Origin of the sequence: Roseobacter sp. N2S (genome assembly GCF_031454055.1) — a bacterium.
In the GTDB taxonomy this organism is placed as follows: domain Bacteria; phylum Pseudomonadota; class Alphaproteobacteria; order Rhodobacterales; family Rhodobacteraceae; genus Amylibacter.
Genome location: NZ_JAVDQB010000009.1, coordinates 74,909 through 87,553, shown reverse-complemented (window position 1 = coordinate 87,553; position 12,645 = coordinate 74,909). Strand labels below are relative to the sequence as shown.

12 protein-coding genes are annotated in these 12,645 nt (G+C 58.8%); 7 read left to right on the top strand and 5 right to left on the bottom strand.

What is annotated here, in order from left to right; all coding sequences use genetic code 11:
- On the bottom strand, positions 1–1,986 hold the full coding sequence (gene urtB, locus GGE09_RS18120; RefSeq protein ID WP_309747588.1) for an urea ABC transporter permease subunit UrtB: 1,986 nt from the start codon (positions 1,984–1,986) through the stop codon (positions 1–3).
- 74 nt (positions 1,987–2,060) lie between these two features.
- Positions 2,061–3,338 carry an urea ABC transporter substrate-binding protein gene (gene urtA / locus GGE09_RS18115; protein WP_309747587.1) on the bottom strand — a complete coding sequence of 426 codons (1,278 nt, stop codon included), beginning with the start codon at positions 3,336–3,338 and terminating at the stop codon, positions 2,061–2,063.
- 505 nt (positions 3,339–3,843) lie between these two features.
- Here urtA and GGE09_RS18110 point away from each other — a divergent pair.
- Genes GGE09_RS18110 through ureG form a run of 7 tightly spaced genes read left to right on the top strand, consistent with a single transcriptional unit; the run spans position 3,844 to position 8,688 of the window.
- On the top strand, positions 3,844–4,608 hold the full coding sequence (locus GGE09_RS18110; protein ID WP_309747586.1) for an urease accessory protein UreD: 765 nt from the start codon (positions 3,844–3,846) through the stop codon (positions 4,606–4,608).
- 3 nt (positions 4,609–4,611) lie between these two features.
- Entirely contained in the window at positions 4,612–4,914 is a 303-nt protein-coding gene (locus GGE09_RS18105) for an urease subunit gamma (RefSeq protein ID WP_309747585.1), read from the top strand.
- A 9-nt stretch (positions 4,915–4,923) separates the two neighbouring features.
- Positions 4,924–5,229: an urease subunit beta gene (locus tag GGE09_RS18100; protein WP_309747584.1), complete on the top strand. Its 306-nt coding sequence runs from the start codon at positions 4,924–4,926 to the stop codon at positions 5,227–5,229.
- Complete coding sequence (gene ureC, locus GGE09_RS18095; RefSeq protein ID WP_309747583.1) at positions 5,229–6,938, top strand: urease subunit alpha; 1,710 nt, start codon at positions 5,229–5,231, stop codon at positions 6,936–6,938. Before GGE09_RS18100 ends, ureC begins: the two co-directional genes overlap by 1 nt.
- A 7-nt stretch (positions 6,939–6,945) precedes the next feature.
- Complete coding sequence (locus tag GGE09_RS18090) at positions 6,946–7,419, top strand: urease accessory protein UreE (protein WP_309747582.1); 474 nt, start codon at positions 6,946–6,948, stop codon at positions 7,417–7,419.
- Complete coding sequence (locus GGE09_RS18085) at positions 7,409–8,056, top strand: urease accessory UreF family protein (RefSeq protein WP_309747581.1); 648 nt, start codon at positions 7,409–7,411, stop codon at positions 8,054–8,056. The genes GGE09_RS18090 and GGE09_RS18085 overlap by 11 nt, the downstream gene beginning before the upstream one ends.
- On the top strand, positions 8,053–8,688 hold the full coding sequence (gene ureG / locus GGE09_RS18080; protein ID WP_309747580.1) for an urease accessory protein UreG: 636 nt from the start codon (positions 8,053–8,055) through the stop codon (positions 8,686–8,688). Before GGE09_RS18085 ends, ureG begins: the two co-directional genes overlap by 4 nt.
- Before the next feature lie 5 nt (positions 8,689–8,693).
- Here the strand turns inward: ureG and GGE09_RS18075 are convergent, their stop codons facing one another.
- From GGE09_RS18075 to GGE09_RS18065, 3 genes are read right to left on the bottom strand one after another with little or no spacing between them, the layout of a single operon-like run.
- Positions 8,694–10,313: a GMC family oxidoreductase N-terminal domain-containing protein gene (locus tag GGE09_RS18075; RefSeq protein ID WP_309747579.1), complete on the bottom strand. Its 1,620-nt coding sequence runs from the start codon at positions 10,311–10,313 to the stop codon at positions 8,694–8,696.
- A complete protein-coding gene (locus GGE09_RS18070) occupies positions 10,310–11,809 on the bottom strand; it encodes an FGGY-family carbohydrate kinase (protein WP_309747578.1) in 1,500 nt (499 codons plus the stop codon). The genes GGE09_RS18075 and GGE09_RS18070 overlap by 4 nt, the downstream gene beginning before the upstream one ends.
- Positions 11,802–12,644, bottom strand: a complete 843-nt coding sequence (locus GGE09_RS18065; protein WP_309747577.1) for a class I fructose-bisphosphate aldolase — start codon at positions 12,642–12,644, stop codon at positions 11,802–11,804. The genes GGE09_RS18070 and GGE09_RS18065 overlap by 8 nt, the downstream gene beginning before the upstream one ends.
- Position 12,645: the final 1 nt, after the last annotated feature.

The following is a 12,645-nucleotide window of genomic DNA, read 5'->3' as shown; positions in this document are numbered from 1 at the left end:
TTAATCCCCCGCCGCCCGACCCTTAAGCGCGATAATGCCCCGAGGTCGGAATTGAATGAAAATGATGATGAAGATGATCATATAGGTCTGCGCGGCCAGGGTGTTGGACGGGTTCAGCCATTCAACCCCTTTTTGGAAGCCGCCGATCATCGCCGCCCCAGCCAGCGTGCCCCAGATATTGCCAACGCCGCCCACAACCACGGTCATGAAGCTTTGCACAATGTAATCCCCGCCCATTTCAGACGTGACTTTGGCGAACAGCCCGATGGCCACGCCTGCAATGCCTGCGATGCCAGATCCCAGCCCGAAGGTCAGCATGTTGACGCGGTCCGGATTGATGCCCATCCCCGCCGCCATACGCGGATTTTGGGTCACTGCGCGGGTTTCAAGCCCCAGCCGTGTGCGCTTCATTATGAACAGGAACAGGGCCAGAAACAGCAGCGCCAGTATAAAGATCGCAATGCGGATATAGCTGATTGCCACCACATCGTTGATCACCCAAGCCCCGTCCAGCCACGCAGGTGATGTTAGCGGGCGTGCCTGCGTGCCAAAGATATTCTTGGCCAGTTGTTGCAGCGCCACGGACACACCGAACGTGGCCAGTAAGGTTTCCAGCGGGCGGTGATACAGCCAGCGGATCACCAGCCGTTCCAGCGCCACACCTGCGGCGAACGTCACCGCAAATGCCAGCGGCACAGCGACGATGATGGATGCGGTGTGGTTCGGAATGATCTGCTGCACCACATAGCCCGTGTAAGCGCCCATCATGATAAATTCGCCGTGGGCCATGTTGATCACGCCCATCACCCCAAAGGTGATCGCCAGCCCGATGGCCGCCAGAAAATAGATCGACGCAAGCGACAGCGCATCCAGCCCCAGATCAACAGCCTGACCCACATGGACACGGATTTCGGACTTCGCCAAAGCGGCGGCGGCGGCATCTGTGACCTGTCTGGACGGCTCTGCATAGATCGCCACAAAGCGGTAGGATTGCAGGGTTGTATCCACATCGTTGGCGGTGACCAAGGCGGGCACAAGCCCTTGGTCCGCCAGTGTTTTATAGGCGGCGTCGCGGGCGGATTCGGAATCTAGCTGGGCGACGCGGGTGCCTGCTACCAACCCGTCTGTGATATGGGCCTCTAGGGCGGCATCGCGGGCGTCCTCGGTCACTTCGACCTGTGCTTTGCCAGCCCCTACCAGCAGCGCATAGGCTTGGGCGCGGGTCAACTCATCCCCGCCCGGTGTTACGTCGCGGGCGATATTGCCATCAGGGGATTCACCTGCGCCAAGCACCTGAATCCGTGTGGCAAGGATCGGGTTCAGCGTCGCGCGGAAATCCACGCCCAGATCACCCGCCATCGCCTGTATCGCGGTCACGCGGGCATCTGCCTCAGGGTCGTAGGCCATGGTCATCAGCCGCTCGATCCGGATTTTGCGGGCCAAAAGATCAGGGTCGGACTCGGTCGGGATCGACGCACGCAAGGGGGCCAGCAAAGCGGCCTCGGGGTTGCGGGAAATGGAATCGAGCGCATCGCTGCGCCGCATTGTATCAGGATCGGAAAGCTGGAACTGCACCAGCGCGGTGGCGATCATGGCACGGATACCGCTGTTGGGTTTGATCTGGGCCACTTCGCCTTTGGGGTAGGTGCCAACAACGCTGCCATCTGCAAAATTGGTCAGCTCATAGCTGTCTGCACCCGATTTAGTAGCGGCAAAGAACCACCCGTCGCTGCTGCGCTGCCACATGTCCTTGGCTTGCCATGCTTCCAAAACCGCCTGCATCTGGGGCAATCCGCTGTTGGCAATCCCGTCAATGGCAGGACCGATGGTGCGGCGCGAGCTTTCCTCGATCAGTGCGCGGTGGGTTTGCAGCACTGCCTGTACCGGATCAGCCGATGTAAGGTCGGTTTGTGCAGGGTCCGTCTGGGCAAAGGCCGCAGGGATCGTGAACAGTGCCGCGAGCACCGCAAAAAGCATCGACTTCATAATAATCTTCCGGAGGGTCCAGAGAAAGGGGGCGCAAAATGTTCTGCGCCCCCGAGGCTGTCAAAAGACAGAGATCAGTAGTTGGACAGGATCTGTACGCAGGATTTGGTTTCTGTGTTGTACATACCGCATCCCAGATCTTTCCAATCGGATTTCAGCTTGGCGGATTCTGGCAGGAAATCTGTCCAGGCATCGCCGGGTACTTCGGCAGTTTGGCTGATAATGTCAAACTGGCCGTCTTCGGTGATTTCACCGATCAGCACAGGTTTCGCCAAATGGTGGTTTGGCAACATAACGGCTGTGCCGCCTGTCAGGTTGGGGAATTCCTGACCGTACATAGCCGTGCGCACGGCATCAACGTCAGTTGAATCCGCAGCCGTTACCGCGTTCACCCACATGTTGAAGCCGATGTAATGGGCCTCCATCGGGTCATTGGTCACACGCTCTTCGCCCATGCGGGCCTTCCATGCGGCGATCCATTCTGCATTTGCAGGTGTGTCAGCGGATTGGAAATAGTTCCAAGCGGCCAGATGCCCGACAAGGTTGCTGGTATCCAGACCTGACAGTTCTTCTTCGCCCACGGAAAAGGCCACAACCGGAATGTCATCTGCGGAAATGCCTGCCGCGGCCAGTTCCTTGTAAAAGCCGATGTTTGCATCGCCGTTGATGGTGGAAATCACGCCAACTTTTTTGCCGTCTGCGCCAAGGGCCACAACGTCAGCCACAATTTTAGACCAGTCGGAATGGCCAAAAGGTGTGTAGTTCACAAAGATGTCTTCGGCGGGAATGCCTTTGGATTTCAGGTAGGATTCCAGAATGTTGTTTGTTGTGCGCGGGTAAACATAATCGGTGCCCAGCAGCGCGAATTTTTCGACGCCCAGTTCTTCAAGGAAGTAATCCGTAGCGGGGATGGCTTGCTGGTTCGGGGCCGCGCCTGTGTAAAACACGTTCTTTGAGGATTCTTCGCCCTCGTACTGAACCGGATAGAACAGCAGGCCGTTCAGTTCCTCGATCACTGGCAGAACCGATTTGCGGCTGACGCTGGTCCAGTTGCCAAAGATCACGTCTACGTCTTGCACGGTCAGCAATTCGCGGGCTTTTTCCGCAAACAGCGGCCAGTCGGATGCAGGGTCAACGACGGCTGCTTCCAATTGGCAGCCCAATACGCCGCCTTTTTCATTCTGCTGGTCGATCAGCATCAACATTGTGTCTTTCAGCGTGGTTTCCGAAATGGCCATAGTGCCAGACAGGGAATGCAGGACGCCGACTTTGATCGGGCAATCCACAGCGAATGCAGGCAGGGCAGCACCCATGGCAAGCAGTGTTGCAAGGGCGGTTGATGTGGTTTTCATAAATAAATCTCCAGGCGGGGCGGTCGGTTTGTGCCTTGCCCCGCTTGAGGGCGCGCACTACCTTCTCCCCGCAACCAAGTGTTGCGTTCCGTGTGGCGGCTGGCCCGAGGTCCAATTCGACCGGCCGTCACACACCCCTTCAATTACATGCCGTTTCGAACTCTGACTTGAGTCGTCATGCAGGGATGGGGAATGATTGCTGCGATGCAGCGGGATTAATAGTTTTTGAACCAAGGCACAGAGGTTCTTCTATGTGTTTGCTTAAATATTGTGCATAGTTTGCCGAGGTGAGCAAAATTTTGCCATAATTGCTACCTGCCGTCGATTTTTACAGCCATTTACTGCCGCTTTACTGCCAAATGTGGTGGAAAGTCATGACAGCGCTTTAAAACCGTGCAGTAAATCGAACCAGTTTCAGGAGCGGGTTATCAACCAAGTCTACCCCCTTACATCAGCCAAAACGGCGCCCCTGCAACCCCGCGCCATCGGTGCGGCGGCAGTGTCTGTGCGCGCGGATACCGCAGGGCGCACCCGATTGGTTAACCTGCGCCAGTCCGGATCGCTAAAGCTGGTCTTCCCCCAAACCCACCGACCAGACGCCGAGGCTATTCTGGTAAATACCGCAGGCGGGATCACGGGCGGGGACCAGTATAAAACCACCGCTCATGTGGGCGCGGGGGCTTGCCTGTCGATCACCACACAGGCAGCGGAACGGGCTTACCGCGCGCAGGCGGGTGAAATCGGACGGCTGACCACCACGCTGACGGTTGCGGCGGGTGGGCGGTTGAACTGGCTGCCCCAGGAAATGATCCTGTTTGATCAATCCGCCCTGCACCGTCACCTGTCCATAGACCTTGCAACAGATGCACATCTGCTGATGGTCGAACCCTTGGTGTTCGGCCGTGCAGCCATGGGCGAATCCCTGAACGACATCACCTTTCAGGACCGTATCCGCATTACCCGCGACGGGCAGCCGATCTATTATGACGGGGTTGATCTGCACGGCGATGCCAGCGCCCATCTGGCCCGCCCTGCTGTTGCCAAAGGCGCAGGCGCGATGGCCTCGCTGGTCTGTGTCGTGCCGGATGCTGCTGTCTATCTGCCCAAAATACGCGCCCTGCTGCCCGCAACTGCGGGGGCCAGTCTGATCGCTGACGATATTCTGGTCCTGCGCTTGCTGGCCACAGACAGCTTTGAACTGCGCCGCTCTTTGGTGCCTGTCCTGAACCTTTTGACCCAAAACACTCTGCCCACGTCATGGAGACTTTGAGCAATGCAACTGACCCCCCGTGAAAAAGACAAACTGCTGATCGCAATGGCCGCCGAGGTGGCCCGAAAGCGGCTGGCCCGTGGCGTAAAGTTAAACCACCCCGAGGCTATAGCCCTGATCACCGACACCGTGGTCGAAGGGGCCCGCGACGGGCGCTCGGTTGCCGATATGATGGAAGCAGGCGGCCATGTTGTGACCCGCGATCAATGTATGGACGGCATCGCCGAGATGATCCACGAAGTTCAGGTCGAAGCCACCTTTCCCGACGGGACCAAACTGGTCACCGTCCACAACCCGATCCGATAGGAGAGCGCCATGATCCCCGGAGAACTGTTTTGCGCCGACGGCACGTTAACCCTGAACGAAGGCGTCACCGCGATCACCCTGATGGTGGCCAATACGGGCGACCGCCCCGTGCAGGTGGGCAGCCATTATCACTTTGCCGAAAGCAACCCCGCGCTTGAATTCGACCGCGAACAGGCCCGAGGTATGCGTCTGGATATCGCCGCTGGTACTGCCGTACGCTTTGAACCCGGCCAACGCCGCGAAGTGCAGTTGATCCCCATCGGGGGCGATCGCCGCATCTTTGGGTTTAACGCCAAAATCATGGGAGACCTCTGATGCCCGTCCAAATACCCCGCACCCAATACGCCGCCATGTACGGCCCCACCACAGGCGACCGCCTGCGCCTTGCCGACACCGATCTGGTGATCGAGGTAGAACGGGATCTGACCACCTACGGCGAAGAAGTGAAATTCGGCGGCGGCAAAGTGATCCGTGACGGCATGGGCCAATCCCAAGTCACCCGCGCGGGCGGGGCGGTGGATACGGTCATCACCAACGCGCTGATCGTGGATCATTCGGGCATTTATAAGGCCGATGTGGCCCTGAAAGACGGGCTGATCCACGCCATCGGCAAAGCGGGCAACCCTGACACCCAATCAGGCGTCGATATTATCGTTGGTCCAGGAACCGAGGTGATCGCAGGCGAGGGGCGCATCCTGACCGCAGGCGGGATGGACAGCCACATCCACTTTATCTGCCCCCAACAAATGGAAGATTCCCTGCATTCCGGCGTCACCACCTGTTTTGGCGGCGGCACGGGGCCAGCCCATGGTACGCTTGCCACCACCTGCACCCCCGGGCCTTGGCATATCGGGCGCATGTTGCAGGCGTTTGACGGCATCCCCATGAACATCGGTCTGTCGGGCAAAGGCAACGCCAGCCAGCCCGAAGCCTTGGTGGAAATGGTCGAGGGCGGCGCTTGTGCGCTGAAACTGCACGAAGACTGGGGCACCACCCCCGCCGCCATTGATTGCTGTCTTTCCGTGGCCGATGACATGGACGTGCAGGTGATGATCCACACCGACACGCTGAATGAATCGGGCTTTGTAGAACACACGCTTGGGGCCATGAAAGGCCGAACCATCCACGCCTTTCATACCGAAGGCGCAGGCGGCGGCCATGCCCCTGACATCATCAAAGTCTGCGGCGAAGAATTCGTCTTGCCCTCGTCCACCAACCCCACACGCCCCTTCACCGTCAACACGCTTGAGGAGCATCTGGACATGTTGATGGTCTGCCATCACTTGGACAAATCCATCCCCGAAGACGTGGCCTTTGCCGAAAGCCGCATCCGCCGCGAAACCATCGCCGCCGAGGACATCCTGCACGACATGGGCGCGTTTTCGATCATCGCTTCTGACAGTCAGGCTATGGGCCGCGTCGGAGAAGTGCTGATCCGCACATGGCAAACCGCTGATAAGATGAAGAAACAACGGGGCCGTTTGGCTGAAGAAACCGGCGAAAACGATAATTTCCGCGTGCGCCGTTACATTGCAAAATACACCATCAACCCCGCCATTGCGCAGGGCGTGGGCCATGTTCTGGGCAGCATCGCCGTGGGCAAACGGGCCGATCTGGTGCTGTGGAACCCTGCCTTTTTCGGGGTGAAACCTGAAATGGTGCTGATGGCGGGCACAATTGTTGTGGCGCAAATGGGCGATCCGAATGCGTCGATCCCGACACCGCAGCCAGTGTACACGCGCCCCATGTTCGGGGCCTATGGCCGTTCGCTGGAACAGTCCTCGGTCACCTTTGTGTCAGGTGCGGCGCAGGCCTGTGGCATTGCTGAACGCTTGGGACTGGCAAAGCAAACCATCGCGGTGCAAAACACCCGCAACATTGGCAAGAAAGACCTGATCCTGAACGACGCCACCCCGCAGATCGACGTCCACCCCGAAACCTACGAGGTGCGCGCCGACGGGGAATTGCTAACCTGCCAACCCGCCGAAGTGCTGCCGATGGCACAACGCTATTTCATGTTCTGAGGCTGCTATGACCGAATTGCCCGTCGCCCAAACCCTGCACCGCCAAGGCCATTGGACTGGCCCTGCCGAGCCGTGCAAACTGGATTATACCGCGCGGTTTTTGCGCCGTAAAAGGCTGGAAACCACCGCAGGACGGGGCTTTCTGGTGGACCTGCCCCAGACGCTCTCGCTGGATCAGGGGGATGCGCTAGAACTGTCGGACGGTGGGTTGATTGAAATCATTGCCGCCGATGAAACGCTGCTGTCGATCACAGGGGCGAACCTGACGCGGCTGGCATGGCACATTGGCAACCGCCACACGCCCTGCCAGATCGGTGCGGGGCATCTGCTGATTCAGGATGATCCTGTGATCGGCCATATGCTGGAACATCTGGGCGCCACCGTGACCAAAGTCAGCGGTCCCTTCACCCCCGAAGGCGGCGCTTACGGGCACGGGCGCACCCATTCCCACGAACACGGCGCCACCGCCCATGACCACTGACCTGTCGATTCTGACCCTGTCTCAATGGCTGTCGCCCGCCTATCCGGTTGGGGCGTTTGCCTATTCCCACGGGCTGGAAACCGCGATCCAATATGGCACAATCCAAACCGCCGCGGATGTTCAGGACTGGCTGCGCGACCTGCTGGCCTTTGGATCGGGCCGCAACGATTGCATCCTGTTTCACGCGGCCTATGCCTGCGAAACCGACCACGCTGCAATCGCCGTTGATGCCGTTGCGCGGGCCAATGTTCCTGCCGCCGAACGTCTGCGCGAAACCGCCCTGCAAGGTGCTGCATTTTGCAAAACCACCTCTGCAATCAGCGGTCCGCCCCTGCCCGAACTGACCTACCCCGTGGCGGTTGGGTACGGTGCGAAACGGCTGGATATTCCAGCCCCCCTTGCCGCCGCCATGTATCTGCAGGCCTTCACCAGCACTCTGATTTCCGCCGCCGTGCGCCTTGTGCCGCTTGGCCAGACCGAAGGCCAGGCGGTACTGTCTGCCCTGTCACCCCTGTGCCACCAGATTGCCAATGACACCGACAACACGCCGCTGGACAACCTGCAAAGCAGTTGCTTTTTATCCGACATCGCCGCGATGACACATGAAACTTTAGACCACAGGATTTTCCGCTCATGACCCAGATGAATGGCCCGTTGCGCATTGGAATCGGCGGCCCTGTGGGGGCTGGCAAAACCACCCTTACAGCAGCGATTGCCCGTGCGCTGCACCCCCATTTATCCATCGGGGTGATCACAAATGACATCTACACCCAAGAAGACGCCGAGGCCCTGATGCGCCTGCAAATCCTGCCGCAGGATCGGGTTATTGGTGTGGAAACAGGCGGTTGCCCCCATACCGCGATCCGCGAGGACGCCTCTATCAATCTGGCCGCGATCGACGAGCTGCGCAAACGCCACGCCGATCTGGATCTGGTTTTGATCGAAAGCGGCGGCGATAATCTGTCGGCCACGTTCAGCCCTGAACTGGCCGATCTGACGATCTATGTGATTGATGTGGCCGCAGGCGAGGAAATCCCCCGCAAAGGTGGCCCCGCCATCACGAAATCCGATCTGCTGGTGATCAACAAGACCGATCTGGCCCCCCATGTGGGCGCGTCACTGGACGTGATGCACCGCGACAGTGAACGGATGCGCGGCCAGCGCCCCTTTGTGTTCTGCGCCCTGCGCCACGGCGAAGGTGTGGATGCGGTGATCGACTTTATCACCGATTTCGGCGGTTTGCGTTTTGCCAGATCAAAGGCCGGCTGACCGCCTTAGGCCTTGGCGTCCCTAAGGATCATATCCGCCGCCTTTTCCGCGATCATCACAACGGGGGAGGCCGTGTTCCCTGACACGATTTTTGGCATGATGGACGCATCAATCACCCGCAGCCCGTTCAGCCCGTGGACCCGCAAATCCGCCCCCACCACCGCGGCAGGATCACTGCCCATTTTGCAGGTGCCAACGGGATGGAAAATTGTGGTGGCAATATTGCCCGCCTGTTCCAACAGCTCCGCATCGCTTTGGAACTTTGGTCCGGGCAGGATTTCTTCGGGGGCATAGGGGTGCAGCGCCTTGGCGGTCATGATTTCACGGGCTTGGCGCAGGGATTGCACGGCCACCTGTTTGTCCCGCTCGGCAGACAGATAGTTCAGGCGAATATCGGGTTGTTGGTGCAGATCGGCGCTGGCCAGATGGCAACTGCCCACACTTTCAGGGCGCAGGTTACAGACCGACACAGTGATGGCAGGGAACGGGTGCAGCGGGTCGCCCAGCTTGTCCGTGGACAGGGGTTGCACGTGATATTCCAGATCGGGGGTTTCCAGTGCGGGGTCGGATTTTGTGAACATGCCGAACTGACTGGGTGCCATGGACAGGGGGCCGCTTTGGGCCAGTAAATACTGCATCCCCATCCGCGCTTTGCCCAGCATGGAATTGGCCATCGTGTTCAAGGTCTTGGTGTTTTGCACCTTATAGACCGTGCGGATTTGCAGATGGTCTTGCAGGTTTTCCCCCACACCGATGCTTTCATGCAGGGGCGTAATGCCGTGTTCGGCGATGCGGTCGGGCTGGCCGATGCCTGACAGTTCCAGCAGTTTGGGGGAATTGATCGCCCCCGCCGCCAGCAACACCTCACGCGTGGCAGAGGCTTTGACCACCTTGCCGTTATGATGATAGCGCACGCCCGTCACCTGTTTTCCGTTCAGGATCAGCCGCTCGGTATGGGCCTCGGTCACCACCCGCAGATTGGGGCGCTTCATGGCTGGGCGCAGGAAGCCACTGGCGGTATTCCACCGCACGCCGTTGTTCTGGTTCACCTCAAAAAAGCCGGAGCCCGCATTATCCCCGTCGTTGAAATCCGCGCGTGGGTCGATGCCGAACTCTTTGGCACCCTCTTGCACCGCTTCCAGAATATCCCATTTCAGGCGTTGCTTAGATACTTTCCATTCGCCGCCCGCGCTGTGCAATTCCCCTGCCCCGCCGTGGTGATCCTCGGACTTCAGGAAATAGGGCAGCACATCGTCCCAGCCCCAGCCGCCATTGCCCATCTGCCGCCAAGCGTCATAATCCGCCGCCTGCCCGCGCATGTAAATCATGCCGTTGACCGAACTACAGCCGCCCAGCACCTTGCCGCGCGGATAAACCAGCGACCGACCGTTCAACCCCGGTTCAGCAGCCGTTTTCATCATCCAGTCGGTGCGCGGATTGCCGATACAGTACAGATAGCCTACTGGAATTTTCACCCAGTGATAGGCATCCGATTTGCCCGCTTCCAGCAACAGCACGCGGGTTTTTGGATCTTGTGTCAGGCGGTTGGCCAGCACGCAGCCCGCCGTACCCGCCCCGATGATGATGTAATCATAGGTTCCATCCAGCGTCTGTACACTTGTCATTTTAGGCTACTCCAAAATCCACGCATGCGTGCGGTCAGGTCCAGCCATGCCGCGTAACGGGCGTCATAAAAAGCCTTTTTTGCTGGATCGGGCGAAAAAGTCTGGCGGGGCCGTGTCATCGCCGCCACGCCAGCTTCGTAATCTGCAAAATAACCCACAGCAATTCCCGCCCCAATCACAGCCCCCAAGGCACCGGTTTCGCGGGCCTCGGCCACGGTGATGGGCATGCCCAAACCGTCGGAAAACATCTGCGGCCAATGGGGGCTGCGCGATCCGCCGCCAGACAGTGCGGCCCGTTCAATCACCACACCTGCCGTGGATAAAACATCAATGTGGCGGCGGTGTTCAAACATCACCCCTTCAAAAATCGCGCGCAGCATGTGGCCTTCGGTGTGCCAGCCAGCCAGACCATAGAACCCTGCCCGAAATTCCGCGCCCTGCCGTGCGCCGTATAAAAACGGGTGGAAAAACGGGTCGTCTTTTGCAGGTTGGACGGCTGCAATCTGATCGTTGCAATAGCCGAAAGGGTCGTCATGGTGCTGGCCCCGTTCGACAAATTCACGAACATACCATTCCAGATTTGCCGCCGAAGTGGCGCTGGATTCGATGTTCAAAAAGCGGTTTTTGCCAAAGCCTGCGGCCATAAAAACCCGCTCATCGTTGACGGGGGTATCGGAAAACACCTGATTGATGCTCCAACTGCCCACAATGATTGACGCCTCGCCGTTTGCTGAAACGCCTGATCCAAGCGCCGAGGAGACAACGTCGAAATACCCCGCAATCACGGGGGTGCCTGCGGTCAGTCCGGTGATTGCGGCGGCCTCATCAGTGACGTGACCTGCGATTTCGGCAGGGTCACACAGGCGGGGCAGCATCGGCGTTGCATCGGCCAGACCGTATAGCGCCATTAACCTGTCTGAATAGCCACAGTCGGGCATGGATGTCAGCCCGCAGCCTGACATGTCGGAAATATCGCCGAATTTTTCGCCGGTCAGCTTGAACCCCATGAAATCCTTGCACAGCATGGCGGTGCCTGTGCAGGCAAAGATTTCAGGGCGATGCTGTTTGATCCACGCCAACAAAACTGGCGTCTGGGACGGCCAGGGCCGCTGGCGGCAAATGTCATAAATCGCTGTGCCGTTTTGCCCGTTGATCTGCGAAGCAAGCCCCGCCGCACGGGAATCCAGACTTTGAATGCCAATCAGCGGCGCATCAGATTTATCGAGCAAATACAAACCGTTCCCATGGCCGGCACAGCCGATCGCCGCGATCTGTGCAGGGTCGATACCTGCGGATTCTATACAGCCACGAATGGCGGTTTGGGCGTTTGACCACAGCTCGTTCAAGTCCCGTTCCACATGGCCCGGTTGCGGCGTGCTGGACTGGCCGTCCAGCGCATGCATGGCGATCTGGTGGCCTGACAGATCGAACAGAACCGCCTTGATCACCGTGTTGCCAGCGTCCAGCCCCAGCAGGTATTTTTCTGCGTTAACCACGGTTGTAAACGTCCCACGCCTCGGCGCCATCCGCGCCGTTGTGGATGATCGCCATCAAGGCTGCGACCACGGCTTTGGGGTTGTCGTGTTGATAGATATTGCGGCCATAGACCATGCCTTTGGCGCCCTGCGCGATGATTGCAGCGGATTTGGCCAGCACGGTTTGCAGGTCTTCTTTGCCGCCGCCACGCACCAGAACAGGCACGCGCGCAGCTTCCACCACGCGGTGGAAATCTTCGGGGTTATCGGTTGGATCGGCTTTGATGATATCGGCCCCCATTTCGCTGGCCAAACGGGTCAGCGTCACGATCTTATCCGCATCGCCGTCCACTTGATAGCCACCGCGCACATCATTGGGCAGCATGACCAGCGGCTCGATCATCAGGGGCATGCCATAGGTGTTGCACGCGGCACGCACACGGCTGATATTTTCGACACACTGGCGGAACAACTCGGGCTCATCCGGCAGCATGAAAAGGTTAACAACCACCGCTGCCGCATCCATTTCCAACGCCCCGATGATCGGCTCATCAGCATTTTGCAGCATGGACCACATGACCTTGTGGCGCTGATCATTATAGGGATTGCCCATATCAATACGCATCACCAGCGCGGGTTTGTCTTTTTCGGGGCGGCGTTGCAGCAGGTCTGCTTGCCCGTAAGCCACTTGAATCGCGTCAGGTTTGGCGTCGATCACGGCATTCATGACGCCTTCCATGTTTTCAAGGCCAACCAGAAAGCTGGGTTCGTTACACACCCCGTGATCCAGTGCCACATCCAGGCAGCCGCCATTGGTGAACAAGCGGTTCATTCGGGCTTTGGTGTTAATACGCATT

Coding starts and splice junctions, on each gene's coding strand:
- urtB (WP_309747588.1), bottom strand. CDS start 1,986: ATGAAGTCGATGCTTTTTGCGGTGCTCGCGGCACTGTTCACGATCCCT.
- urtA (WP_309747587.1), bottom strand. CDS start 3,338: ATGAAAACCACATCAACCGCCCTTGCAACACTGCTTGCCATGGGTGCT.
- GGE09_RS18105 (WP_309747585.1), top strand. CDS start 4,612: ATGCAACTGACCCCCCGTGAAAAAGACAAACTGCTGATCGCAATGGCC.
- GGE09_RS18100 (WP_309747584.1), top strand. CDS start 4,924: ATGATCCCCGGAGAACTGTTTTGCGCCGACGGCACGTTAACCCTGAAC.
- ureC (WP_309747583.1), top strand. CDS start 5,229: ATGCCCGTCCAAATACCCCGCACCCAATACGCCGCCATGTACGGCCCC.
- GGE09_RS18090 (WP_309747582.1), top strand. CDS start 6,946: ATGACCGAATTGCCCGTCGCCCAAACCCTGCACCGCCAAGGCCATTGG.
- GGE09_RS18085 (WP_309747581.1), top strand. CDS start 7,409: ATGACCACTGACCTGTCGATTCTGACCCTGTCTCAATGGCTGTCGCCC.
- ureG (WP_309747580.1), top strand. CDS start 8,053: ATGACCCAGATGAATGGCCCGTTGCGCATTGGAATCGGCGGCCCTGTG.
- GGE09_RS18075 (WP_309747579.1), bottom strand. CDS start 10,313: ATGACAAGTGTACAGACGCTGGATGGAACCTATGATTACATCATCATC.
- GGE09_RS18065 (WP_309747577.1), bottom strand. CDS start 12,644: ATGCGTATTAACACCAAAGCCCGAATGAACCGCTTGTTCACCAATGGC.